The sequence below is a fragment of the Streptomyces sp. NPDC048507 genome (genome assembly GCF_043199995.1).
GTDB lineage: Bacteria > Actinomycetota > Actinomycetes > Streptomycetales > Streptomycetaceae > Streptomyces.
Genome location: NZ_JBICWZ010000001.1, coordinates 188324 through 211180 on the forward strand (window position 1 = coordinate 188324; position 22857 = coordinate 211180).

Consider the following 22857-nt stretch of genomic DNA (forward strand, 5'->3'; position numbering starts at 1 on the left):
AGGGAGAACGCGGATGCCGAGCGAGCCGCTTTCGCAGAAGGAGATCGAGGACCGGCTGCGGGAGCTCCCCGGCTGGGCCTTCGAGGACGACCGGATCCTGCGCACCTACCGGCTGGCCACGCACCGGGCCGCCAGCGCCCTGGTCGCGCACATCGCCGTCGTCCAGGACGAGTTGAACCACCACTCGGACCTCACCCTCGGCTACGACACCGTCCGCCTCGCGGTGAACAGCCACGACGCCGGCGGCCTCGTCACCGAGAAGGACTTCGGCCTCGCCGAACGCGTCGAGGCCCTCGCCCCCGCCCACGGGGCCGCCTGATGCGGGCAGCGCGACCGCTGCTGGACTACGACGCCGAGGCCGGGGCCTACGACGCCACGCGCGGCGGCGTCCCGCGCGCCGAAGCCGCCGCCGCGGCGGTGCTCGGCCTGCTCCCCGACCCCGCCCGCACCCTGCTCGACCTCGGCTGCGGCACCGGCATCGTCACCGCCCGGCTCACCCGGCCCGGGCTCACCGTCCTCGGCGCGGACACCTCGTACGGGATGGCCTCGACGGCCGCGCGGCGCGGCGTCCGCACCGTCCTCGCCTCCGGGAGCCGGCTGCCGCTGCGCCCGGCCTGCCTCGACGCGGTCAGCGCCGTCTGGCTGCTGCACCTGCTGCGCGGCCCCGGCGCCGTCGCGGAGCTGGTCGCGGAGGCGGGGCGGGTGCTGCGGCCCGGCGGGGTGCTCGTCACCACCGTCGACAAGGACGCCGCGCACGACGTCGGCAGCGACATCGACGCCCTGCTCGCCCCGCACCTGACGACCGGACCCGCCGACGCCTCGCACGAGGTCGAGGCGTACGCGGCCCGGGCGGGCCTGCGCCCCGACCGCGAGACGCGGTTCACCGGCCACGGCCAGGGCCGCACCCCGCGCTCCACCGCAGCCGATCTGCTGGCCGGACGCTACGCCTCGCGGATCAGCCCGCGCGGGACCACCGCGGCCCTGCTGGCGGCCCGGCTGGCGGAGCTGCCCGGGCAGGACGCCCCGCGCGCGGAGCCGACGTACCGCGTACGGAGCTTCGTCCGCGGCTGAGCCCGGCTCCCCGGCCCGGGGCTACGCCCGTTCCAGGCGCCACCACTGGGAGGGGGAGTCGGTGTCCTCGCCCTGGCGGGCCGCGCCCTGCGCGTCGGCCTCCAGCGGGAGGCCGCTGATGCACGCGATCAGGGACACCACGCCCGGCTCGTCGAGGTGCTCCTCGACGAGCCACTCCTGCGCCCCGAACGCGTTGGCCCGCCACACCTGCACCCGGGCACCGCTGTCCGTCGAGGCGTTCGCGACGTCGAGGCGGCGGCCGTTGTCCTCGCTCACCACGTGGAAGATCCCGCCGCCGCTGTGCACCGGCGAGATCCGCCACCGGCGGGCGGCCGCCGGCGCGGGCGGCCCGTCCGGGCCGACCCGCACCCGCGAGGCGCCCTCCAGCTGGAGCACCAGCCCACTGCCGACGTTGCGGATCCGGTAGATCCCGTCCGGAAGGTCCACGCCGCCCTCAGACGTCGAAGACGGCCGGGTCGGGACCGATCCGGCGGCCCGCCGCGCTCGCGCCCAGGGCGTCCAGCGCCGCGAGGTCCCCGGCGTCCAGCTCGAAGCCGAACACGTCCAGGTTCTCCCGGATCCGCTCGGGCGTCACCGACTTGGGGATCACGACGTTGCCGAGCTGGAGGTGCCAGCGCAGCACCACCTGCGCGGCGCTGCGGCCGTGCTTGGCCGCGACGGCGGCGACGGCCGGCAGGGTCAGCAGCTCCTTGCCCTGGCCCAGCGGGGACCAGGCCTCGGTGGCGATGCCGCGCTCCGCGTGCAGGGCGCGCAGCTCCTCCTGCGGGAAGAGGGGGTGCAGCTCGATCTGGTTCACGGCCGGCACCAGGCCGCTCTCGCCCGCCAGCCGCTCCAGGTCCGCCGGACGGAAGTTCGACACGCCGACCGCCCCGGCGCGGCCGCTCGCGGCGATCTCCTCGAAGGTCTGCCAGATCGCAAGGAAGTCCTCGCGCATCGGACGCGGCCAGTGGATCAGATACAGGTCGACCCGGTCGAGGCCCAGCTTGCCGAGCGACTCGTCGAAGGCCCGCAGCACCTCGTCGCGGCCCCAGCGCTGCTTCGGGCCGTTCCACAGCTTGGTGGTGACGAACAGGTCCTCGCGCGGCACCCCGGACGCGGCCAGGGCCCGGCCGGTGCCGCGCTCGTTGCCGTAGACCGCCGCCGTGTCGACGCTGCGGTAGCCGGCCTCCAGCGCCGTCCCGACGGCCCGCTCGGCCTCGGAGTCCGGGACCTGCCAGACGCCGAAGCCGATCCGGGGCATCAGCGTGCCGTTGTTGAGCTTGATGGTGGGGACCTGGTTCACGTGGGGTCGTTCCCTCGGGGATCGGTGCGGTGTGGCCCGTGCCACGGCGTACGAGGGGCCACAACCGGCCCCTCGTACGCCGTATTCCCGCCATCCGGTGGGTCTTTCCCCGGGGGCGGCCGCTCAGGCCGACCCCAGGTACGCCTCCCGGACCAGGGGGTTCGCCCGGACCTCGGCCGCGGTGCCCTCGGCCAGCACGCTGCCGAGGTCGAGTACGACGATCCGTGCGCACAGCTCCATCACGAAGGCCACGTCGTGCTCGACGAGCAGCACCGCGCAGCCCTCCCGTTCGGCCAGCCGCCGCACCACCGCGGCCAGCCGGTCCCGCTCGGGCGCCGACAGCCCCGAGGCGGGCTCGTCCAGCAGCAGCACCCGCGGCGGGTCGGCCACCGCCCGGGCCAGCTCCACCATCCGGGCCTGCCCCACCGGCAGCCCGGCCGCGGACGCGGGCCCGAGCGGGCCGATCCCGCAGTCGGCCAGCACCCGCTCGGCGCGCTCCCGGCGGGTGCGTTCCCGTGCCCGGCGGCCGGGCGCCGCGAGCAGGTCGGCGGGCAGCCCGCCCCCGCCGCCCCGCCACTCCTGGGCGACGAGCACGTTGTCGGCCACGCTGAGCTGCCCGAACAGCTGCTGGCGCTGGAAGGTCCGGCGCATCCCGTGCCGGGAGCGCCAGACGGGGGAGCGGCGGGTGATGTCCGTCCCGTCCAGCAGCATCCGGCCCCGGTCCGGCCGCCGGATCCCCGACAACACGTCGAACAGGGTGGTCTTCCCGGCCCCGTTCGGGCCGATCAGCCCGCACACCTCCCCGGCCCGGACGCCGAGGCCGACGCCGGTCAGGGCCGTGACCCCGCCGAAGCGCACGGTGACCCCGCGCGCCTCCAGTACGTACCCGCCCGCGCTCACGGCGCCGTCCCCAGGTAGGCCTCGGTCAGCCGGTCCGTCTCCACCTCGGCCCGGGGGCCGCACCAGGAGACCTCGCCCCGGGAGAGGCAGGCCACGGTGTCGGCGATCCCGAGCACCTCGGCGGCCCTCTCCTCCACCAGCAGCAACGCCGTGCCGGACGAGCGGAGTTCGCCGAGCAGCACGTACACCTCCTCCACCAGGCGCGGGGCGAGCCCGAGCGAGGGTTCGTCCGCGATCAGCACGGCCGGCGGCCGCTGGAGCAGCGGGGCCAGCGACAGGATCTGCTGCTCCCCGCCCGACAGGGCGCCGGCGGCGGCCGCGCGGCGCTCGGCGAGGCGGGGGAACCGGTCGTACACGGCGTGCCGTTCGGCGGGGTCCGCCAGGTACAGCGCGAGGTTCTCCTCGACGGTGAGCGCGGGGAAGATCCCGCGCCCCTCGGGGGCGAGCAGCACCCCGGCCCGCGCGCGGCGCACGGGGCCGTCACGGGTGGCGTCCCGCCCGGCGACCAGGACCGAGCCGCCCGCGACGGGCAGCAGCCCGGCGGCCACCCGGCAGGCGGTGCTCTTCCCGGCCCCGTTGGGGCCGAGCACGGCGAGGACCTCCCCGCCGCGCACGGCGAGCCCGACGCCGCGCAGCACGGTCCCGCCGTCGTACCCGGCGAAGACCCCGCGCAGTTCGAGGGCGGCCGCCCCGCCGGGTCCGGGCCCCGCACCCGCACGGCCGGCGGGGTCCCGCTCCCGGGCGGCGCCGGGACGGGGCCGGGCCGCTGCCGCGCCCCGCCCCCGGACGCCACCGGCGGGCCCCCGGTCCGCTCCGGTCCCGGGGCCCCGGCCGGTCCCGGTCTCCGGGCCGGTCGCGGGGGCCGGGGGCCGGTCCGCGGCGTCCGCCGTACGGGGCGCCGGGACGGCCGTATTCCGCCCCGATGCCGCCGCGCGGCGCTTCGCCAGGCGGAGCGGGAGCGCCGCGCAGTAGCCGTCGGGGTCGTTGGCCAGGGCCAGGCCGGCCAGGCCGAACAGGATCACCGGCAGGTGCGAGGAATCGGTGACGTAGTCCGCCAGGAGCCTGGGCGCCACCGCGAACACCAGGCCCGCCACCACCGCGTACGCGGGCCTGCGCACGCCCGCGGCGACCACCACCGCCAGCCACACCAGGCCCGTCATCGCGGTGAAGTCCGTCGCGGTGATACGGGTGTTGTACGAGGCGTACAGCACGCCCCCGAATCCGGCCAGCCCCGCCGACAGCGTGAACAGCAGCAGCTTCGTGCGCAGTACGGAGACCCCCGAGGCCGTCGCCGCCGCCGGAGCGGACCGTACGGCCAGCATCGCCCGCCCCGACGGCGAGTTCCGCAGGGCGCTCAGCCCGGCCGCCACCAGCGCGACCAGCACCACCAGCGCCACCCCCAGCGCCCGGTCGTCGGACAGGTCCACCGGCCCCACCACGGGCCTGGGCACCGCCCAGCCCGCGTCCCCGCCCCGCAGCCACCGCATCTGGAACAGCACCTGGTCCGCGAGGAACGCCAGAGCCAGGGTGGCCAGGGCCAGCGCCCGCCCGCCCAGGCGCAGCGCGGGCAGCGCGACCAGCGCCCCCAGCAGGGCGGCCACGCAGGTGCCCGCCGCCAGCGCCGCCACGAACGGCCAGCCCCGGCTCATCAGCAGCCCCGCCACCAGCGCCGCGGCGGTGACGAAGGTGGCCTGTGCCAGCGAGACCATGGCCCCGAGCCCGGTCACCACCGTGAAGGACAGGAACACCAGCCCGATGGCCAGCCCCTGCGCGAGCAGCCCGCTCCAGAAGGGGGTGGTGACGGTGTAGAAGGCCGTGCACAGCAGGCCGCCGCCCGCCGCCCACACCCCCCACCGCCGCCCCCAGGACGCCCCCGCCAGAGGGTCCGGCGCGGGCGTCTCCACCACCGCGACCCCCGCCGTCCGGGCCCGCCGGGTCAGCACCAGCAGCCCGCCGAACAGGATCAGGAACGGCACCGCCGTCCTGAACCCGGTGACGGACTCGGCGAAGGAGGCGTACCCGGCCACCAGGTTCTGCACCACGCCGAGCCCCAGCCCGCCCGCGAACGCCAGCGGCACGGACGCGAACCGCCCGATCACCGCGGCCGTCGCCGACACGAACAGGAACAGGGTGAAGTCGTGCGCGGACAGCCCCAGCAGCGGTGTCGCCAGCACCCCCGCCAGGCCCGCGAGCCCGGACGCGATCATCCACGCCACCGACGACAGCCGGTCGGCACTGATCCCGCGCAGCTCGGTCAGCGACCGGTCGTCGACCGCGGCCCGCAGCCGCAGCCCGAGCCGCGTGTGCCGTAGCAGCACCCACAGCGCCACCGCCACCACGGCCGTCACCACCCAGGTGATCAGCTGGTCGGAGTCCACGCCGATGCCGTCCGCGAGCCGCCAGGACGTCGCGGGACTCGGCCCCACCCCGGGCAGTCCGAACTGGTTCTCGGCCGGTTTGACGGGGACGCCCGCGTCCGCGAGCAGCTCCACCGTCCACAGCCCGGCCGCCGGGAGCGCGACGAGCAGCCCGATGGTCGCCACGATCTGGGCGGCCTCCCCGACCCGGGCGAGCCGCCGGAACATCAGCCGGTCCAGCCCCCACCCGAGCCCGGGTGCCAGGACGCACACCACCAGCAGGGCCGCCGGGACCGCCGGCCAGCCGAGCCCCGAGTGCAGCTCGTAGAAGACGAGCGCGCCCAGGTAGGCGGTGGCCCCGTGCGCGAAGTTGAACAGGCCGGACGCCGAGTACGACAGGACCAGCCCGGTGGCCAGCAGGGCGTACAGGGCGCCCGAGACCAGGCCGCTCAGCACGAAGACGAGCAGATCTCCCATGCCGGGGCCCTACTTGAAGGGGATGGGCTCGTGGCAGGCGAACGGTACGGAGACCTCGTACGCCCCGTCCTTGAGCTGGACCAGCGCCCCGCAGCCGAAGCTGTCCTTCTGCCCCTTGGGCTCGGACCGGTCGCCGACCAGGGTCCCGGGGTCGGAGAAGCCCTGCGCGGCGGCCTGGAAGGACTCGACGGTCAGGTCCCGGCCCGCCTTCTTCGCGATGGACACGAACAGGTCGGCCGACATGTACCCGGTCAACATGTGCATGTTCAGCGGTACGTCCTGGCCGCCGGCCGCCGCCTTGATGTCGGCCTTGAACTGCGCCATCTTCGGGTCCGTCGATTCGAAGGGCTCGAACTGGAGGAGGACGTGGACCCCGTCCAGCGCCTGCTTCGTGGCGTCCTTGGCGAGCAGTCCCGGGTCGTAGTCGGTGGGGTCGCTCAGCACCCCGCGGTAGCCGGCCCGCTTGAGGGCGGTGAACAGCCCGATGTTGTTCGGGGTCTGCATGACGGAGACGACGGCGTCGGGCGCCTTGCCGCCCTCGCCCGCCAGGAGTTCGCGGACGTACGCCGACCAGTCGCTGGGCACGGCCGTCGCCGGTACGGAGGCCTTGGCGTAGGAGACCGTGAACCCGGCGGCGGCGAAGCCCTGCTGGAAGGTGCGGATGCCGAACTTCCCGGCGTCGCTGTCGTTGGCGATGATCGCCACGGACTTCCCGGCGGCCCCGCCGAGGACCTTCGCGATGCCCTCGGGCCAGGTCTGGTTGAGGGTGCCGCCGGGGGAGGGGACCAGACAGCCGTTGAACCCGTAGAGGTAGCTCGGCCCGCAGAAGGAGGGCAGCGTGCCCCAGCCGAAGGTGGGCACCTTCTCCTGCTGGAGGAAGTCGGCGCCGCTGAAGGTCACCGAGCTCATGGGGGAGACGGCGAAGACCTTGTCCTGCTGCACGAGCTTGCGGGCCGCCGCCAGGTTCCTCCCCGGGTCCTGGCCGTCGTCCTGCGCGCCGATGTAGTCGATCCTGCGTCCGCCCACGCCGCCTTCGGCGTTGGCGCGCAGGTAGCGGGCCTTCGCCCCGAGGTCGGTGTCCTTCTTGCTGTAGCCGCTGGCGCTGGTCATCGACACGATGCCGCCCACCTTGACGGCGTCGGCGCTCACCCCGCGCGTGTTGCCGGCGGAGGCGCCGGGCTTGCCCGGGTCGCCCTGCTTCGAGGCGGAGTTGCAGGCGGAGACGAGCGCGAGGGCGGCCGCTGCGGCGGCCAGGGCACGGACGGTGCGCGACATGGGCGGTGATCCCCTCCGGTAGGAATCCCCGCATTCTGTGCGGGACCTGACGGGTCGTCAATATCCGGGACGGAGTGGAATGACGGACCGTCAGAAACGTGCAGGGCGCCGGGCGGACCGGGCGTCACGGCCCGGTGGCGGCTCAGGAGGGGTAGAGCGCCGCCACCTCCCGCGCGTACGCCTTCTCGATCGCCCGCCGCTTCAGCTTCAGCGACGGCGTCAGCAGCCCGCGCTCCTCGGTGAACTGCCCGGGCAGCACCCGGAAGGCCCGGATCCCCTCGGCCTGCGAGACCAGCGTGTTGGCCGCCACCACCGCCCGCCGCACCTCCGCCGCCAGCTCCGCGTCGCCCACCAGCTCCTCGGCGGGCCGCTGCGCCAGCCCGCGCATCGACAGCCAGTGCGCGATGCCCTCCGGGTCCAGGGTCACCAGCGCCGCGATGAACGGCCTGTCGTTGCCGACCAGTACGCACTGCGACACCAGCGGATGCGACCGCACCCGCTCCTCCAGCGCCGTCGGCGCCACGCTCTTGCCGTTGGAGGTCACCAGGATCTCCTTCTTGCGGCCGGTGATCGTCAGGTACCCGTCGCGGTCCAGGCGCCCCAGGTCACCGGTGGCCAGCCAGCCGCCGCGCAGCACCTCCTCCGTGCCCCGGGGATCGTTCAGGTACCCGGAGAAGACGTGGCCGCCGCTCAGCCACACCTCCCCGTCGTCGGCGATGTGCACGGTGCAGCCCGGGATCGGCCGCCCCACCGTCCCGTACTTCGTCGCGCCGGGCGGATTCGCGGTGGCGGCCGCGGAGGACTCCGTCAGCCCGTACCCCTCGAAGACGGTGATGCCGGCGCCCTCGAAGAACAGCCCGAGCCGCCGCGACATCGCCGAGCCGCCCGACATCGCGTGCCGCACCCGGCCGCCGAGCGCCGCGCGCACCTTCCCGTACACCAGCTTCTCGAACAGCTGGTGCTCCATCCGCAGCCCGGCGGAGGGCCCCGGCCCGGTGCCGAACTGCTTCTGCTCGCGGGCCTCCGCGTACCGCACGGCCGTCTCCACCGCACGGTCGAAGGGCCCCCGGCGCCCCTCGGCCTCCGCCGTGCGGCGGGCCGCCGCGAACACCTTCTCGAAGACGTACGGGACCCCCAGCACGAAGGTCGGCCGGAAGGCGGCGAGGTCCGGCAGCAGCTCGGACGCCGCCATCACCGGCTGGTGTCCCAGCTTCACCCGGGCCCGTACGGCGGCCACCTCTACCATCCGCCCGAAGACGTGCGCCAGCGGCAGGAAGAGCAGGGTGGACGGCTGCTCCCCGCCGCCCGCCTGGAACACCGACTCCCAGCGGGTCACCATCGTGTCGGCCTCGAACATGAAGTTCGCGTGGGTGAGCACGCACCCCTTGGGGCGGCCCGTGGTGCCCGAGGTGTAGATCACGGTGGCGACGGCGTCCGGGGTCACCGCCCGGCGGTGGCGGTGCACCACGTCCTCGGCCACCGATCCGCCCTGCGCCACCAGCTCCGCCACTGCCCCCGCGTCGAGCTGCCACAGCATCCGCAGCTGCGGCAGCCGCTCGATCACCGAGCCGACGGTCATGGCCTGGTCCTCGTCCTCCACGACGCACCCGGTGCAGGAGGAGTCGTAGAGGATCCAGTGCACCTGCTCGGCGGAGGAAGAGGGGTAGACGGGCACCGGCTGGGCGCCGATCGACCACAGCGCGAAGTCGAACAGCGTCCACTCGTAGCGGGTGCGGGACATCACGGCCACCCGGTCCCCGAACCGGATCCCCTGGGCGAGGAGTCCCTTGGCGAGCGCCAGCACCTCGCCGGCCAGCTCCAGGGAGGTGACGTCGCACCAGGTCCCGCCGGTCTTGCGCCCGAGCACGACCCGGTGCGGATCCTGCTGCGCGTGCTGGAAGACGACGTCGGCCAGACCGCCGACCGGCGCTCCTGTGACCACGGGGGGCACGGTGAACTCGCGCAACATCCCGCTCCTCTCCGTGCTGGGCGCCGCGACGCTACCCCACCCACCCCGCCGGCCGGCACCCCCCGGGAAACCTCCACAAGATCCCTACGGCGGCGGTGGCGGGGCCCGCTTCAGGCCGGACGGCTCAGCCGGTCGGCGCCCCTCAGGACGGCCGCGGCCAGGGCTTCCGCCGCCGGGGCGGGGCGGCGGCCCAGGAGCAGCGCGAACTCCACCGGCCCCAGTTCCGGCAGGCCCGACACCCGGACGAGGCCCGGCGGGATCAGCCCCCGCGTGTGCGCCATCACCCCGAGCCCCGCCCGGGCCGCCGCGACCAGACCGCTGAGGCTGCCGCTCGTACACGCGATCCGCCAGGCCCGCCCGTCCCGTTCCAGCACCTCCAGCGCCCGCGCCCGGGTGATCCCCGGCGGCGGGAAGACGATCAGCGGCACCGGGCGCTCCGGGTCCACCCGCAGCCCCTCCGCCCCGATCCACACCATCCGGTCCCGCCACACCAGCCGGCCCCGCTCGTCCTGCGGGCCGCGCCGCTTGGCCAGCACCAGGTCCAGGCGGCCCGCGTCCAGCCGCTCGTGCAGGGTGCCCGACAGCTCCACCGAGAGCTCCAGGTCCACCTCGGGGTGCTCGTGCCGGAACCCCTCCAGGATCTCCGGCAGCCGGGTCAGCACGAAGTCCTCGGACGCCCCGAACCGCAGCCGCCCGCGCAGCCGGGTCCCGGTGAAGAAGGCCGCCGCCCGCTCGTGCGCCTCCAGGATGGTCCGCGCGAACCCCAGCATCGCCTCGCCGTCCTCCGTCAGCGCCACGCTGTGCGTGTCGCGGGCGAACAGCGGACGCCCGGTGGCCTCCTCCAGCCGCCGCACGTGCTGGCTGACGGTGGACTGCCGCACGCCGAGCCGGGCCGCGGCCTGCGTGAAGCTGAGCGTCTGGGCCACGGTGAGGAAGGTGCGCAGCTGGACGGGGTCGTACATGGGGCCAGCATAGGGCGGCCCATCGCGTTGCGTGATGACAGTGAGTGTGGTGTGCGTGTTTCCCGATGGGCGCGCAGCGGCGAGCATGAACGGGGAGCCCGCGGGCGGCCCCCGGCGGCCCTCCTGCCCCGCCCGCCGCGCCGCGCCGACCCGTCCGCTGCGCCGACCCGCCGACCCGCCCCGTCCGCCGATCCACCCCGCCCGCCGACCCGCCCCCGCCGCCCCGACACCGAGTGAGCACCGACCATGCGACGCCCCCGCCCCCGCCTCCCCGCCCGGCTGCCCCTGGACCCGTACGTCCTCGCGCTGCTCGCCACCGTGGGCCTCGCCGCCCTGCTGCCCGCCCGGGGCGCCGCCGCCCCCGTCGCCGACGGCGCGTCCACCGCCGCCGTGGCCCTGCTCTTCTTCCTCTACGGAGCCCGCCTCTCCACCCGCGAAGCCCTCGACGGCCTGCGCCACTGGCGCCTCCACCTCACCGTCCTGGCCTGCACCTTCGTCCTCTTCCCGGTGCTCGGCCTGGCGGCCCGCTGGGTGGCTCCCGGCCTGCTCACCCAGCCCCTCTACAGCGGGCTGCTCTTCCTGTGCCTGGTCCCCTCGACCGTCCAGTCCTCCATCGCCTTCACCTCCCTGGCCCGGGGCAACGTGCCCGCCGCGATCTGCGCCGGATCCTTCTCCAGCCTCGCCGGCATCGTCCTCACCCCCCTCCTGGCCGCCGCCCTGCTCGGCTCGGGCGCGGGCGGCTTCTCCGCCGGGTCCCTCCTCAAGATCGTCGTCCAGCTGCTGCTGCCGTTCCTCCTCGGCCAGCTCCTGCGCCCCCGGGTCGGCGCCTTCCTCGTCCGGCACAAGCCGGTCCTCGGCTACGTCGACCGGGGCTCGATCCTGCTCGTCGTCTACGCCGCCTTCAGCGCGGGCATGGCCGCCGGGGTCTGGCACCAGATCAGCCTCCCGCGCCTGGCGGCCCTGCTGGCGGTGGAGGCCGTACTCCTGACCGTCATGCTCCTGGTCACCTGGTACGGGGCGGGCCGGCTCGGCTTCGGCCGCGAGGACCGCATCGCGATCCAGTTCGCCGGGTCCAAGAAGAGCCTGGCCGCCGGACTCCCCATGGCCAGCGTGCTGTTCGGGGCCCAGGCGGGCCTCGCGGTGCTGCCGCTCATGCTGTTCCACCAGATGCAGCTGATGGTCTGCGCCGTCCTGGCCCGGCGCCGCGCCCGGGACCCGCTGGAGCCCGAACTCCCCGGCGCGCGTGTGGCGGAGGTCTCGCCCCCGGCCCAACACCCCGCCGCGCGGGGCCGGTAACGTGCGTCGGTGACCTGGATACGCCCGCTCGCCGCCCGCGCCCCGCGCCCCTGCACGCTCGTGGTCTGCCGCGGCTGCTGCTGCGGGGACCCCCGCAAGAACCCCGGCACCGACCATGCGGGCCAGCTCGCCCGCCTGCGGGAGGCCGCCGCCGCCTCCGAGGGGCGGCTGGCCGTCCGGACCAGCGACTGCCTCGGGCCCTGCGCCCAGGCCAACGTCATCGTGGTCCAGCCCACCAGCGAAGCCCGCGGCCGGGGTGCGCGGGCCGCCTGGTTCGGCTGGGCCCTGGACGACACCGCGACCGACGAGGTCATCGCCTGGGCGCAGTCCGGCGGCCCGGGTGTCGCACCGCTGCCGGCCACCCTGGACCTGCACCGCATCGACCCGCCGCAACCGAAGCAGTCCCCGGCCCCGCGCAAGACCCGCCGCCGCTAGGCCTCGGGCCTCGGGCCTCAGGCCGGGGAGGCGGGGCCGGAGGGCAGGATCACGCGCTGCTCGCCCGCGTAGACGTTCATGTCACGGCCCCGCAGGAAGCCCACCAGCGTCAGCCCGGCCTCCACCGCCAGGTCCACCGCCAGCGAGGACGGCGCCGAGACGGCCGCCAGCACCGGGATGCCGGCCATGACCGCCTTCTGCGCCAGCTCGAAGGAGGCCCGGCCCGACACCAGCAGCACCGCACCGGCCAGCGGCAGCCGCCCGGCCTGCAGCGCCCGCCCCACGATCTTGTCCACCGCGTTGTGCCGCCCCACGTCCTCCCGTACGTCGAGCAGCTCGCCCCCGATGGTGAACAGCCCGGCGGCGTGCAGCCCGCCCGTGCGGTCGAAGACCTTCTGCGCCGCGCGCAGCCGGTCCGGCAGCTCGGCCAGGAGCTCCGCCCGTACCCGTACGGGATCCCCGGCCAGCCCAGGGAACCGGGTCGCCGTCCGGACCGCGTCGAGGCTGGCCTTGCCGCACAGTCCGCAGGAGGAGGTGGTGTAGACGTTCCGCTCCAGCGTGATGTCCGGCACCGGCACTCCGGGGGCCAGCTGCACGTTGACGACGTTGTAGGTGTTGGAGCCGTCCTCGGCCGCGCCCTCGCAGTAGGTCACGGCCCGGACGTCCGAGGCGTGCGCGATGACGCCCTCGCTGGCCAGGAAACCCACGGCCAGCGCGAAGTCGTCCCCCGGCGTCCGCATCGTGATGGCCAGCGGCTTGCCGTTCAGCCGTATCTCCAGCGGCTCCTCCGCGACCAGCGTGTCGGGGCGCATGACGACCGCCCCGCCCCGGATCCGCACGACGCGGCGCCGCTCGGTGACCCGTCCCATGGCGATCAGCCACCCGTTCTCTCGTGGTCGTGCACCTGACGAGCACATTCTCCCGGATCCACGGTGCACGGCGCTCCCGGCAGCAAGTTGCTCGGAATTCTCCAAATTACGGTGTGGGAATCCTGTTGGGTCACGCGCACCCGTACCCACCAGTAGCAGGCCAAGCTGGGTGATCCTGACCGCCGTACAAAGGGGGACCCCGCCCATGACCGGTTCACGCGTGGTGGCGCTTGGGCACTACCAGCCCGCGAAAGTGCTCACCAACGAGGACCTCTCGGCCATGGTCGACACCAATGACGAGTGGATCCGCTCCCGCGTCGGCATCCGGACCCGGCACGTCGCGGGTCCCGAGGAGCCGGTGGACGAGCTGGCCTACCAGGCCGCCGGCAAGGCCCTCGCGAACGCCGGGCTGCTCCCGGACGACGTCGACCTCGTCCTGGTGGCCACCTCCACGGCCATCGACCGTTCCCCCAACATGGCCGCGCGCGTCGCCGCCAAACTGGGCATGGGCGGCGGCCCGGCCGTGATGGACATCAACGTCGTCTGCTCGGGCTTCACCCATGCCCTGGCCACCGCCGACCACGCGATCCGGGCGGGCGCCGCCACCCGCGCGCTGGTCATCGGCGCCGACAAGATGACCGAGATCACCGACTACAACGACCGCACCACCTGCGTGCTGACCGGCGACGGCGCGGGCGCGGCCGTGGTCGAGGGCTGCGCCGAGCCGGGCATCGGCCCGGTGCTGTGGGGCTCGGTGCCGGAGATGGGGCACGCGGTCCGCATCGAGGGCACGCCCCCGGTCTTCGCGCAGGAGGGCCAGGCCGTCTACCGCTGGACCACCAGCCAGCTCCCGCCGCTCGCCCGCAAGGTCTGCGAGAAGGCCGGGATCACCCCCGAGGACCTGGCCGGCGTCGTGCTGCACCAGGCCAACCTCCGCATCATCGAGCCCCTCGCGGCCAAGATCGGGGCCGTGAACGCCGTCGTCGCCCGCGACGTCGTCGACTCCGGGAACACCTCCGCCGCCAGCATCCCCATGGCCCTGTCCAAGCTGGTGGAACGCGGCGAGATCCCCTCGGGCGCCCCGGTCCTCCTCTTCGGCTTCGGCGGCAACCTCTCCTATGCGGGTCAGGTCATCCGCTGCCCGTAGTCCGCACCCCGCATCGCACCCCGCAGGCCCGTCCCCACCCCGGGGCCGGGCCTGTGGCGCGTGCGACCTGAGAGGGAGCGGATGTGGCCCGCCGGACTGATGCCTGCCGGCTCCGGCCCGCCGCAGGATGGCAGTACGCACTCCGTCCCGCCCGTCGACACCAGGAGCACGATCCCCATGAGCCGCCGCAGGACCCTCGCCCTGACCACCGCCGCAAGCGTCATCGTCGTCGGCCTGGCGGCCGTGGTGGCCCTGCCGGCCGCGGCCCACTGGTACGGCGGCCGGCACCAGGAGTCGGGCGGCTACGCGACCGGCGCCGAGGCGAAGGGCGCCCGGGCCTCCGTCCCGCGCTGGCTCCCGGACGGCGCGACGTCCGTGGAGTACGCGATGGGCACCACCGGCGGCCAGCGCCTCCTGAAGGCCACCCTCCGCACCCCGGGCCTCCCGCCCGGATGCACCGGCGCCCCGGGCTCCGGCGCGGGCGAGCCGGAGCTGACGGCGTCCTGGTTCCCCAAGGACGCCGAGGACAGGGCCACCGCGCGCTGTGGCCTGTACTACGCGTATACCGAAGGCGACACCCTCTACGCCTGGCAGCGCAACGACGACTGGATCAGGAACGGCGCCGGCCAGTGACCGAGACGCCCCGTCTCGCCCATCCCGCTGGGCATGCCCGCAGGTCAGCGCGGCGCGTCCGCCGTCCGGCCGCCCGGATAAGTGGTCGGAGGCCCGCCGATCCTTTGCTATTGTTGTCCATGTCGCCGCGGGAAACCGGGGCCGACCACCTGGTCCGGGTGGCGGAATGGCAGACGCGCTAGCTTGAGGTGCTAGTGCCCTTTATCGGGCGTGGGGGTTCAAGTCCCCCCTCGGACACCAGCTGAGACCCCACTTCGTGTGGGGTCTTTTGCTTTTCCAGCGGAAGATCGCCCCCTCCGGAGCGAGCCGACCCGGCCTGGCATCCCCGGCCTGACGTGGAGGTTCACCGGGCCGTTGGTTGCGTTCCGTGGAGCGAAGGGCGCGCGGCTACCTGATCAGGGCTGAGGCTGTCCACGGTCAGGTTGCCGGTCCACAGGTGGTCTCGGTGGGCGTAGGGGGAATCGAAGCCGACGCGCTTTCCGCCGGGCTCCAACCTCCAGACCTGGTCCTGGAACTGGGCAATGCGGTCGCTGCCACAGACGAACGAGCGCGTTGCCTGGATCAGAATCCACTGCGCAAGTTCGGCGTCCTTGGCGGCCGGCCTGCCGCAGGTGCGGGCCATCTGCCAGAGCCGGGGCCATTCGACGCCTGGGCTCAAGGGGCCGATGACGGCCACCTCTCCGATCCGCCGGTCGTCAAGGTGGTGGGTGGCGTAGCCGAAGACCGTGCCGAACATCGCGAACACCGTGACCCGACTGCGTCCGGTCAGGCCCTCGTCATTGCCGCTCATCCTTGGAACCCTTGGCTGTGGCCGTCCGGGCGCCTTAGCCACGCCCGGACCGCTTCCGTTCGGTGAGAGTGGATCAGCAGCCGTCGCCGTCACCGCAGCACGCGGGCGGGTTGCAGTCCCTCGCCGCGCCCCACAGCCGGTCATCGACGTGGAACCCGGCGGCCTTGACGCGGTCCACCACGGAACCGATCAGCGGGCGGGTGCGGACGGTGGCCCCGGGCTCGTGTCCGAGGAAGAACCCGAACTGCTCGTCGCACCAGGCGGCGTATGCCTGGGTGTGGAGCACGAACGAGTGCCATCCGGGGTCCACGGCGTCGGACGGGGTCATGTCGAACGCGCGGGTGTCGCCCATGACCTTGAGGAAGGCAAGGGCCTGGTCCACGATCCGGCGGGCGGTGGACAGCTCGTGTCCGTACTCCTCCGCGCAGAACTCCGACACCTTCTCGAACAGCTCGGGACTGACGAGGTCCCGACCGTGCCGTAAGGCGACGGGTGATTCCAGCATGGTCGTCACAGTGGGATTCCCTCTCTCAACGGTTGGGGGCTGGTTACGCGGCGGGCGGGGGCGGGAACTTCTCGCCGCCGTCCTTCTCTCCGGGGTCGGTCATCGCTTCACCTCCTCTCGGTCGCGGTCGGGCATCACCAGCGAATCCGCTGGGCGTTCCCTCCGGCGCAGTCGGGGCACCTGCGGCGGCCGAGCTTGCACATGCGGCACTGCTCGAAGTCGAACCCGCAGCAGTAGTCACACCAGACCGTTCGACGCCCAATGCAGGTGCCGCAATAGGTCACGCCCGGGATCAGGTGAGTGCTGGTGTCTGCCGGGTCGGGTCCGGGCGTCACGGCCCGAGGCCGTAGCGGCCATCCCGCCACGCTTGTATCTCCATCAGGCGGCCACAGCCTGAGCGCTGAGGCACTTGTTGTGCCGGTACACGGTGGCCGGCGGACCCGACGTGCGGTCCACGACGCGTCGGCGTACGGGCTCCAGGGACTGGATGGGCCGGTGGCAGGCGTAGCACTCATGTCCGGGTGCGTAGGTCAGGTACTCCCACCCATCCCGATCAAGCTCCAGGGCCTCCGCCTTCGTCGCCCTTGCCATGTCGCGCCCCTCCCGATTGCTTCCGAGGTCGATGCGAGGACCCTAGGAAGTGAGCAGTCGCGGGCTCCACAAACTTGCATCAGCTTGCACGTCAATTTGCTTGGCTGGTAGCCCTGTTGACGCTGTCTCTGCTGCTCAGCCAAGCTCATGCAAGCCCGAGCAAGCACCTAGACCAGGGAGCCATCCATGGCCGTAGAGTTCGTGGGTATCGACCCCAACACTGACCGGGACCACTGCCCCACTGTGTGGGCGGATGCAGAAGCTCAGGAGATCTTGTTGCAGGGATGGAAGCCGACCCCCGAGACTCAGGCGGAGTGCGAGGGGAGTAGTCCCGCGAACGGTCCGGTACCCGAGAGCGAAGCCATCGTCAGGATTCCGGCCCGGATGATTCCGATGATCAGGGAGGCATGTGATGCCGTCGAGCGTGCCCAGCTTCGCTGAGCTGCTTGGCCAGTGCGAGCGGTCCGCCGTCCACTTGGAGCTGCGTGATTCCTACGCCCCGACGGACCGGTTCGAGGCGTGGAGGCGGGGTGAGCGGATCAAGTGGGAAGACCGCGAATCCTGGTGGCACTCCTATGACCAGCTGATCACGGATACCGTGGCCCGGGGCGTGGCGATCCGCCGGGCCCGGGTGGTCTCCGAGCCCGTCTCGGAATACATCCGCTGGGAGCACTACGTCACCCACGCCAACGTTGCTGCTGGCGAGGAGGTCCGGTGGCTGCCACGGCGACGGGCCACGAGCGTCCCCCTGCCAGGGAACGACTTCTGGCTGTTCGATGGCGCGCTTCTCCGAGTGCACCACTTCTCGGGTGACGGAGTGGTGGTGGAGGACGAAATCACGGCCGACCCGGAAGCCGTGAAGCTGTGCTCCGATGCTTTCAAGGCGGTCTGGGAGCGAGCGATCCCGCACCACCTGTACGAGATCTGACGAAGGCCGGCTCCATGTCCCCACACCCCTCTTCCAGCGTGCAGAAGGCCCGCGAAGACCTTGCCGGGCGTCTGGGCGAGATCCGGAAGGATGCAGGGATCAGCGGGCGGGAGCTGGCTGTCAGGTGCGGCTGGTCCGAGTCGAAGTCGTCCAGAATCGAGAACGCCAAGACCCCACCATCCGACGCGGACATCAAAGCGTGGTGCCGAGCCTGCTCGGCAGACGATCAGACCTCTGACCTGATTGCGGCAAACAGGCAGTCCGCCCATGCTCACGTGCAGTGGAGAGGACTCCAGCGAAGCGGTCTTCGTCGCCTGCAAGAGTCCACAGGCGACCTATACCAACAAACCAAAGCGTTCCGGGTCTACGTTTCCGACGTCGTCCCCGGATTCCTCCAGACGCCCGGTTACGCCGCTGCCCTTCTGTCGTCCATCGCGGACTTCCGGGGAACCCCCAACGACGTGAGTGAGGCCGTGGCGGCCCGCATAAGGCGTAACGCGGTGCTGAGCAGCGGCGCACGCCGGTTCTCGTTCGTCCTGGAGGAGTCCGTATTGCGGTATCGCCTGTGCAGTGCCGAGACCATGGCGGCGCAGCTTGGCCACCTACTCGGGGTGATGGATCTCCAAAATGTCGCCGTGGGCATCGTTCCCTTCTCGGCACAGCGGACCGTGTGGCCGATGCCCACTTTCACGATCTTCGATGACGCCAGGGTGCATGCGGACAGTCTGGATGCCGCTTCCACCCTCATGCAGCCCAGCCAAGTCGAGCTGTACGCCAGAGCCTTCGAACGGCTCTCACAAGGAGCCGCCCGGGGTGCTGCTGCTCGATCTCTCATAACAGGTGCGCTGGCGGCCCTGGACTGAGTTGGTCACGTGACCAACGCATGACCAACAGCGGCCTGAAACAGGCAGAAGCAGCAGGTGAGAGTGACCAACCGTGGCAGGCCCTGGACGACCTCCACGGGGGCGTTCATGCAGGTCAGCTGAGTAAGAGGCTGGTGCCCGAGTGGAGAGTTCAAGTCCCCCCTCGGACACCAGCTGAGACCCCACTTCGTGTGGGGTTTTTTGCTTTTCCAGCGGAAGATCGCCGCCTCCGGAGCCGCGCCAAGGTCATCCGGCTCAACGCCTGCCGTCCCGCCCCTGTGCCACCGTCGGGCGGTCTCACATGCGCAGGACCACCAGGCCGTCGGGGTGGGGGAGAGTGCTCGGGGTGATGTCCGTGACGGTGCGGGGGAGGGCGAGGCGGTACGGGTCGGGGTCGGCTTCGAAGAGGTAGGCCGCCGCCGTGACGGGGTCGTTGACCAGGTAGGCGCGCGGGTCGAAGGCGGGGCCCCGGGGCGCCACGGCGCCGAACGGGGTCCGGCCGTCGGTGGGGGGCCGCGCGGTGAGCCGGGCCCGGCGGTGGTGGGGGGCGCCGGGCCGCTCCAGGGCCGGGCCGCGCGCGTACACCCCCGCGCCCGGACGGCAGGCGTACCCCTCCTCGCACAGCATGGTCAGCAGGGGACGCAGGGCCCGCTCGGTGAGGCCCGACTCGCGCGCGAGCCGGGCGGCCCGGACGCCCAGCGGGTGGCGCTCCAGGACCCGTACGACGGCCAGCGCGCGCCGCGCGTGCGCCAGGGCGTCGCCGGAGCCGGTCCGGACGGCCGTCCCGCGCGCGGCGGAGGCCGGCTCCGGGTGGGGGCGGCGGGCCGCGGGCGGGGGGAGGAAGGCGGGGAGCACCGAGGGCAGGCCCGGTCTCGGCAGCGGGACCGGGCCCAGGTCGGGGTCGTCGAGCCGGTCGACGTGGCGCAGGACGGCGGCCTGCGCGCACAGCCGGATCTCGCGCAGTTCGCGGCGGCCGCCCGGCCGGAAGCCGCGGCGGCCCAGTTCCCGGGCCCAGAGGCGGGCGTCGTGGTGCTCGCCGCGCCGGGAGTGGTCGAGGAAGAGGCAGTACGCGGCGGGGGCGGTGCGCTGGGTCCCGGCGCCCGCGGCGAACTGCCACCAGAAGCGGGAGCCCTCGCGCAGCCCCGCCAGGTGCAGCAGGCAGCCGAAGACGGCCGCGCCGGGCGGGTCCGCGTGGCCGCCGTCGAGGAAGCGGCCGAGGTCCTGCCCGGCGCGGGGGTCGCAGACCACGGCGAGGCAGGCGGCCTTGAGGTCGCGGCGGGCCCGTTCGGAGTCGAGGGGCCGGTCGCGGGCCGGATCGCTCCATCCGAAGGGGCGGCGCCGGTTGCGGACCGCCGGTGCGGGGGCGTCCGGGGCGCGGGGGGCGCGCAGCAGCCGGGACTCGGCGGCGCCGAGGTCGTAGTGCGGGTAGCGCTCGCGCACGCCCGCCCGCGCCAGGAGCTCGGCCAGGGCGCGCGGCGGCCCGGCGGGTGGGCCGGTGTGCTCGCGGGGCCTCATGATCCGGCGGAGACGGCGAGCAGCCGGGCGAGGCGCCGGTGGGCCTGGCCCAGCTGGGAGCGGACGGTGGCCTCGTCGACGCCCATCACGGCGGCGGCCTCGCCGGGGGTGCACTGGAGCCCGTAGCGCAGGATCACGGTGTCGCGCTGGCGTTCGGCGAGGCGGGAGACCGCCGAGTAGAAGCGGATGGTGTCGGCGAGCACCTCGTACCGGTCGGCGTGGGCCTCCTTGAGGGCCGCCTCGAAGGCGGTGGTGTCCATCGGTTCGGGCTGCCGCCGGCGCGGGTCCCGGCGCCGCCCGCCGTCGACGATCCGCTGTTTGAGCACGGTCCAGGCGTAGGCGTCGAGCCGGTCCATGTGCAGCATGCGGAGCCACTCGTCCATGATCGATGCGAAGGCGGCGTCCACGGCGTCCTCGGCGGCCGCGTCCGAGCCGAGCTGGAGGTACGCGAAGCGCATGTACGCGGGCCGGCGGTTGGCGTGGAAGGCCCAGTACGACAGGCGCGCGCTCGGATCCCACTGGCTCACGGGCGTCGGCTGCCGCCTCCGGCTGGGCAGTCCCACGGCCCCGCCGGACTCCTCCGGTCCGCCATCGTTCACCGGTCCCCACCTCATCCCCTGTGCGGGTCCATGGAAGCAGCGCGGGCGCACGCGGAGGGCGCAGAGGAGAAACCTGGAAATATTACGTTCGGTGATGGCCGGTTGGTGATCGATGCCGACCGGGCCGGCGGCGGTCGGGCTTCCGATCCGGAACCGCCGGTCCCGTGTCGGTCCGGTGCCGGTCCGGTGTCGGTCCGGTGTCCGGTGGCGGCTGACGGTCCCTCAGGGGGCGCGACGGCCCCGGTGGCGTGTGACCATCCCACGATTCACTCGTTTGTCCGGTCGTGGCCACAACACCGCGATCCGGTTCCGAGCCCGAGACCACCCCGCCGTCCCCGGCGCCCCCCGGCGGCGGGGCCGTCGAGCGGGCCGAGGCCGTCCTGGTCGAGCAGTACCCCCGGCTGGTGCGCCTCGCCTACGTGACCCTCCCGCCCTCCCTCGGTCGGCACACCCGGGTCCTCCTCGCGCACCGCGCCGTCCAGCACGCCCTGCCCCGCACCGGCGGCGGCCGCGACCCCGGCGGAACGGGCAGCCCCGACAGCCCCGGCGGCCCGCTGGAGGAACTGCGGGTACGGGTCCTGCGCGCCGCCCTCGCCCCGGCGGGCGGGGCCCGCGGTCTGCTGGCCCGGACCGGCTGGCCGCCCGCCCCGCCCTTCGTGTGGGGGCTGCGGCTGTGGCCCCCGGCGGGCGGCATCGACGAGGCGGCCCGGCTGCTGGCGGAGGCGCCGGGTCCGGTCCGGGCCGCGTTCGTCCTGCACCGGCTGGACGGACTGCCCGAGGAGGCCGTCGCCCGGCTCCTCGGCGCTGCCGGAGCGCCCGGGCCGGACGCCGTCCGCGAAGCCCAGGCCGTGGCGGCCGGCGAGCCCCTCCCGCCGGCGCTGCTGAACCCGGAGTTCGACGCCAGCGTGGTCAGCGCCCGCCCCACCGACCTGCTGCGCCGCCGCCGCCGGGTCCGCGCCGGGTGGGCCGCCGCGGCCGTGGTGGCCCTGGTCGGCGGGGTCCTCGTCGCCGACGGCTCGCCCCCGCGCACCGAAGCCGCCCCCGCGGCCGGGCCGGTGGCCGCGGGGGTGATGGACCCGGCCCGGCTGGTCCGGGTACCCGCCGAGGCCTGGGCCGACACCGCCCGCGTCGACTTCACCGCCTGGCCCGCCCGGGGCGCCCGCACCGCCGACCGGGCCCTGCTGACCCGGGCCCTGGGCGCCTGGGCGGCCCGGCCCGGGGGCGTCCGCACCACGGCCGCGCCGGGCACCCCGACCGACCCGCCCGGGCGGCCGCCGCGCCTGCTGTACGCGGGGGACGTGCCCGCCGCCCCGGGGCGGGACGCGGGAGCGGCGACCGCCGTGGTGGTCCTGCTCGACGCCGAAGGCGACCGCGTCGTCCGCTACACCGAACCCGAACGGGGCGGCGGCGGGTCCGGCGGCAGCGGGTCCGGCACCGGCGGATCCGGCGGCGCGGCGCGCACCCTCGACCTCGCCCGTACCGACGAGGCGGGCGTCACCACCGCGGCCGCCCTCACCCTGACCCGGGCCCCCGACGGGACGGCCGCGCGCTACCTGCTCGCGCCCTGGATCGCCTCCGCCGGTACCCGCGACCTGCTCCGCGCGGGGGACACCACCAGGCCCCTGACGGTCGCCGCGGACGGAGTCACCGCCCCGGTCGCCGTCCCCCGCGAGGCCGGGGCCTGCGACGCCTGGCCCGTGGTCGAACTCACCTCCTCCGCCCGCATCGTCGAGAAGCACTCCTTCCTCCTCGCCGACCTGGGCACCCTCACCCCCGTCCACCTCACCTACACCCCGCTGCCCGACGGCCCCGGCGCCGTGGCCGCCCGGCAGCCGCGCGAGGCCACCGGAGCGGCCGCCCGCGCGGCCTGGGCGCCGGGGGCCTGCGGACTGCGCGCCCTGCGCGGCGACGGCGTACGGGCCGTCAACGTCTGGGACTTCGCCGGCACCGACCTCCCCGACGGGGGCGGCCGGGCCGTCTGGAGCTGTACCCGCGCCTCCGGCTGGGCCGGGCCGGGCGACGTCCTCGTCCAGCTGCGCCCGCCCGCCGGGCCCCCGCAGGAGGTGGCCCGGGCCCGGGCCACCGCCGCCTGCGGCCGCTTCGGCCAGCACCTGCTCGCGGGCACCCGGTGGCGCTCCCCGGCGGGCCGCTGGTACCTGCTGGCCGCCGGGAGCCGGGAGGTCGCCGCCATCACCGCGAGCGGCGCCGTCCGGGCGGAGGCGGCCGGCCGCAGTCTCACCGCACCCGCGGGACCGGAGGGCGCCCCCGTCTCCCTGACGGCGCGGCTCGCGAGCGGCGCCCGGATCACCGCCCTCGACGGCGGGGCGGGCGGCCGCGACTGACCGGCCGGACCGCCCGTCCGACCGGCGCCC

Annotated in this window: 23 protein-coding genes and 1 tRNA gene; 11 read left to right on the top strand and 13 right to left on the bottom strand. The window is 74.3% G+C overall.

Annotated elements, in window-relative coordinates:
• Window positions 1-13: 13 nt before the first annotated feature.
• Together ACGFXC_RS00860 and ACGFXC_RS00865 are read left to right on the top strand one after the other, a co-directional pair.
• Window positions 14-319 (top strand): 4a-hydroxytetrahydrobiopterin dehydratase, encoded by a 306-nt coding sequence (locus ACGFXC_RS00860; RefSeq protein WP_362126897.1) that lies wholly within the window; start codon window positions 14-16, stop codon window positions 317-319.
• Entirely contained in the window at window positions 319-1071 is a 753-nt protein-coding gene (locus tag ACGFXC_RS00865; RefSeq protein ID WP_393708190.1) for a class I SAM-dependent methyltransferase, read from the top strand. The genes ACGFXC_RS00860 and ACGFXC_RS00865 overlap by 1 nt, the downstream gene beginning before the upstream one ends.
• 21 nt (window positions 1072-1092) lie before the next feature.
• Here ACGFXC_RS00865 and ACGFXC_RS00870 read toward each other — a convergent pair whose 3' ends face one another.
• The 7 genes from ACGFXC_RS00870 to ACGFXC_RS00900 form a co-directional block, all read right to left on the bottom strand.
• The gene (locus ACGFXC_RS00870) at window positions 1093-1518 is read right to left on the bottom strand and encodes an RICIN domain-containing protein (RefSeq protein WP_393708192.1); all 426 of its coding nucleotides are present in this window, start codon (window positions 1516-1518) and stop codon (window positions 1093-1095) included.
• Window positions 1519-1525: 7 nt separating this feature from the next.
• Window positions 1526-2374 (bottom strand): aldo/keto reductase, encoded by an 849-nt coding sequence (locus ACGFXC_RS00875; RefSeq protein ID WP_393708193.1) that lies wholly within the window; start codon window positions 2372-2374, stop codon window positions 1526-1528.
• A gap of 123 nt (window positions 2375-2497) precedes the next feature.
• Window positions 2498-3274, bottom strand: coding sequence for an ABC transporter ATP-binding protein (locus ACGFXC_RS00880; RefSeq protein ID WP_393708194.1), 777 nt, complete (start codon window positions 3272-3274; stop codon window positions 2498-2500).
• On the bottom strand, window positions 3271-6108 hold the full coding sequence (locus ACGFXC_RS00885; RefSeq protein WP_393708195.1) for an ATP-binding cassette domain-containing protein: 2838 nt from the start codon (window positions 6106-6108) through the stop codon (window positions 3271-3273). The genes ACGFXC_RS00880 and ACGFXC_RS00885 overlap by 4 nt, the downstream gene beginning before the upstream one ends.
• 9 nt (window positions 6109-6117) lie before the next feature.
• Window positions 6118-7383, bottom strand: a complete 1266-nt coding sequence (locus ACGFXC_RS00890; RefSeq protein ID WP_393708197.1) for an ABC transporter substrate-binding protein — start codon at window positions 7381-7383, stop codon at window positions 6118-6120.
• Between the two features lie 142 nt (window positions 7384-7525).
• Complete coding sequence (locus ACGFXC_RS00895) at window positions 7526-9349, bottom strand: AMP-dependent synthetase/ligase (RefSeq protein WP_393708198.1); 1824 nt, start codon at window positions 9347-9349, stop codon at window positions 7526-7528.
• Between the two features lie 113 nt (window positions 9350-9462).
• Entirely contained in the window at window positions 9463-10314 is an 852-nt protein-coding gene (locus tag ACGFXC_RS00900) for a LysR substrate-binding domain-containing protein (RefSeq protein WP_393708200.1), read from the bottom strand.
• A gap of 246 nt (window positions 10315-10560) precedes the next feature.
• On the opposite strand from ACGFXC_RS00900, the gene ACGFXC_RS00905 reads away from it, so the two are divergent.
• The gene (locus ACGFXC_RS00905) at window positions 10561-11610 is read left to right on the top strand and encodes a bile acid:sodium symporter family protein (protein WP_393708201.1); all 1050 of its coding nucleotides are present in this window, start codon (window positions 10561-10563) and stop codon (window positions 11608-11610) included.
• A 9-nt stretch (window positions 11611-11619) separates the two neighbouring features.
• Window positions 11620-12045, top strand: coding sequence for a (2Fe-2S) ferredoxin domain-containing protein (locus ACGFXC_RS00910; protein WP_393708203.1), 426 nt, complete (start codon window positions 11620-11622; stop codon window positions 12043-12045).
• A gap of 17 nt (window positions 12046-12062) precedes the next feature.
• Here the strand turns inward: ACGFXC_RS00910 and fdhD are convergent, their stop codons facing one another.
• Entirely contained in the window at window positions 12063-12914 is an 852-nt protein-coding gene (gene fdhD / locus ACGFXC_RS00915; protein ID WP_393708205.1) for a formate dehydrogenase accessory sulfurtransferase FdhD, read from the bottom strand.
• 205 nt (window positions 12915-13119) lie between these two features.
• Here fdhD and ACGFXC_RS00920 point away from each other — a divergent pair, with 205 nt between their 5' ends.
• The 3 genes from ACGFXC_RS00920 (at window position 13120) to ACGFXC_RS00930 (ending at window position 14934) form a co-directional block, all read left to right on the top strand.
• Window positions 13120-14061, top strand: coding sequence for a beta-ketoacyl-ACP synthase III (locus ACGFXC_RS00920; RefSeq protein ID WP_393708206.1), 942 nt, complete (start codon window positions 13120-13122; stop codon window positions 14059-14061).
• 177 nt (window positions 14062-14238) lie between these two features.
• Window positions 14239-14694: a hypothetical protein gene (locus ACGFXC_RS00925; RefSeq protein WP_393708208.1), complete on the top strand. Its 456-nt coding sequence runs from the start codon at window positions 14239-14241 to the stop codon at window positions 14692-14694.
• A 152-nt stretch (window positions 14695-14846) separates the two neighbouring features.
• Window positions 14847-14934: transfer RNA gene (locus ACGFXC_RS00930), tRNA-Leu, on the top strand.
• Window positions 14935-15037: 103 nt separating this feature from the next.
• Here the strand turns inward: ACGFXC_RS00930 and ACGFXC_RS00935 are convergent.
• The 3 genes from ACGFXC_RS00935 to ACGFXC_RS00945 all read right to left on the bottom strand — a co-directional run bounded on the left by ACGFXC_RS00935 (window position 15038) and on the right by ACGFXC_RS00945 (window position 16580).
• Window positions 15038-15484 (bottom strand): hypothetical protein, encoded by a 447-nt coding sequence (locus ACGFXC_RS00935; protein ID WP_393708210.1) that lies wholly within the window; start codon window positions 15482-15484, stop codon window positions 15038-15040.
• A 73-nt stretch (window positions 15485-15557) separates the two neighbouring features.
• Complete coding sequence (locus ACGFXC_RS00940; RefSeq protein WP_393708212.1) at window positions 15558-15989, bottom strand: hypothetical protein; 432 nt, start codon at window positions 15987-15989, stop codon at window positions 15558-15560.
• Between the two features lie 378 nt (window positions 15990-16367).
• Window positions 16368-16580, bottom strand: coding sequence for a hypothetical protein (locus ACGFXC_RS00945; RefSeq protein WP_393708214.1), 213 nt, complete (start codon window positions 16578-16580; stop codon window positions 16368-16370).
• 186 nt (window positions 16581-16766) lie between these two features.
• On the opposite strand from ACGFXC_RS00945, the gene ACGFXC_RS00950 reads away from it, so the two are divergent.
• From ACGFXC_RS00950 to ACGFXC_RS00960, 3 genes are read left to right on the top strand one after another with little or no spacing between them, the layout of a single operon-like run.
• The gene (locus ACGFXC_RS00950; protein WP_393708216.1) at window positions 16767-17021 is read left to right on the top strand and encodes a hypothetical protein; all 255 of its coding nucleotides are present in this window, start codon (window positions 16767-16769) and stop codon (window positions 17019-17021) included.
• Entirely contained in the window at window positions 16993-17508 is a 516-nt protein-coding gene (locus tag ACGFXC_RS00955; RefSeq protein WP_393708218.1) for a DUF6879 family protein, read from the top strand. Before ACGFXC_RS00950 ends, ACGFXC_RS00955 begins: the two co-directional genes overlap by 29 nt.
• Window positions 17509-17522: 14 nt before the next feature.
• Window positions 17523-18371, top strand: coding sequence for a helix-turn-helix domain-containing protein (locus ACGFXC_RS00960; protein WP_393708219.1), 849 nt, complete (start codon window positions 17523-17525; stop codon window positions 18369-18371).
• Window positions 18372-18668: 297 nt separating this feature from the next.
• On the opposite strand, the gene ACGFXC_RS00965 is transcribed toward ACGFXC_RS00960, so the two are convergent.
• Both ACGFXC_RS00965 and ACGFXC_RS00970 read right to left on the bottom strand, forming a co-directional pair.
• The gene (locus ACGFXC_RS00965; protein ID WP_393708221.1) at window positions 18669-19886 is read right to left on the bottom strand and encodes a hypothetical protein; all 1218 of its coding nucleotides are present in this window, start codon (window positions 19884-19886) and stop codon (window positions 18669-18671) included.
• The gene (locus ACGFXC_RS00970; protein ID WP_393708222.1) at window positions 19883-20485 is read right to left on the bottom strand and encodes a sigma-70 family RNA polymerase sigma factor; all 603 of its coding nucleotides are present in this window, start codon (window positions 20483-20485) and stop codon (window positions 19883-19885) included. The genes ACGFXC_RS00965 and ACGFXC_RS00970 overlap by 4 nt, the downstream gene beginning before the upstream one ends.
• Window positions 20486-20769: 284 nt before the next feature.
• Here ACGFXC_RS00970 and ACGFXC_RS00975 point away from each other — a divergent pair, with 284 nt between their 5' ends.
• A complete protein-coding gene (locus ACGFXC_RS00975; protein ID WP_393708223.1) occupies window positions 20770-22827 on the top strand; it encodes a hypothetical protein in 2058 nt (685 codons plus the stop codon).
• The last annotated feature ends 30 nt before the right edge of the window (window positions 22828-22857 follow it).

What these genes read in the sequence shown, in the direction of transcription:
- ACGFXC_RS00860 (WP_362126897.1), top strand. Translation starts at nt 14, where the DNA reads ATGCCGAGCGAGCCGCTTTCGCAGAAGGAGATCGAGGACCGGCTGCGG.
- ACGFXC_RS00865 (WP_393708190.1), top strand. Translation starts at nt 319, where the DNA reads ATGCGGGCAGCGCGACCGCTGCTGGACTACGACGCCGAGGCCGGGGCC.
- ACGFXC_RS00885 (WP_393708195.1), bottom strand. Translation starts at nt 6,108, where the DNA reads ATGGGAGATCTGCTCGTCTTCGTGCTGAGCGGCCTGGTCTCGGGCGCC.
- ACGFXC_RS00890 (WP_393708197.1), bottom strand. Translation starts at nt 7,383, where the DNA reads ATGTCGCGCACCGTCCGTGCCCTGGCCGCCGCAGCGGCCGCCCTCGCG.
- ACGFXC_RS00900 (WP_393708200.1), bottom strand. Translation starts at nt 10,314, where the DNA reads ATGTACGACCCCGTCCAGCTGCGCACCTTCCTCACCGTGGCCCAGACG.
- ACGFXC_RS00905 (WP_393708201.1), top strand. Translation starts at nt 10,561, where the DNA reads ATGCGACGCCCCCGCCCCCGCCTCCCCGCCCGGCTGCCCCTGGACCCG.
- fdhD (WP_393708205.1), bottom strand. Translation starts at nt 12,914, where the DNA reads ATGGGACGGGTCACCGAGCGGCGCCGCGTCGTGCGGATCCGGGGCGGG.
- ACGFXC_RS00920 (WP_393708206.1), top strand. Translation starts at nt 13,120, where the DNA reads ATGACCGGTTCACGCGTGGTGGCGCTTGGGCACTACCAGCCCGCGAAA.
- ACGFXC_RS00925 (WP_393708208.1), top strand. Translation starts at nt 14,239, where the DNA reads ATGAGCCGCCGCAGGACCCTCGCCCTGACCACCGCCGCAAGCGTCATC.
- ACGFXC_RS00935 (WP_393708210.1), bottom strand. Translation starts at nt 15,484, where the DNA reads ATGAGCGGCAATGACGAGGGCCTGACCGGACGCAGTCGGGTCACGGTG.
- ACGFXC_RS00940 (WP_393708212.1), bottom strand. Translation starts at nt 15,989, where the DNA reads ATGCTGGAATCACCCGTCGCCTTACGGCACGGTCGGGACCTCGTCAGT.
- ACGFXC_RS00945 (WP_393708214.1), bottom strand. Translation starts at nt 16,580, where the DNA reads ATGGCAAGGGCGACGAAGGCGGAGGCCCTGGAGCTTGATCGGGATGGG.
- ACGFXC_RS00950 (WP_393708216.1), top strand. Translation starts at nt 16,767, where the DNA reads ATGGCCGTAGAGTTCGTGGGTATCGACCCCAACACTGACCGGGACCAC.
- ACGFXC_RS00955 (WP_393708218.1), top strand. Translation starts at nt 16,993, where the DNA reads ATGCCGTCGAGCGTGCCCAGCTTCGCTGAGCTGCTTGGCCAGTGCGAG.
- ACGFXC_RS00960 (WP_393708219.1), top strand. Translation starts at nt 17,523, where the DNA reads ATGTCCCCACACCCCTCTTCCAGCGTGCAGAAGGCCCGCGAAGACCTT.
- ACGFXC_RS00965 (WP_393708221.1), bottom strand. Translation starts at nt 19,886, where the DNA reads ATGAGGCCCCGCGAGCACACCGGCCCACCCGCCGGGCCGCCGCGCGCC.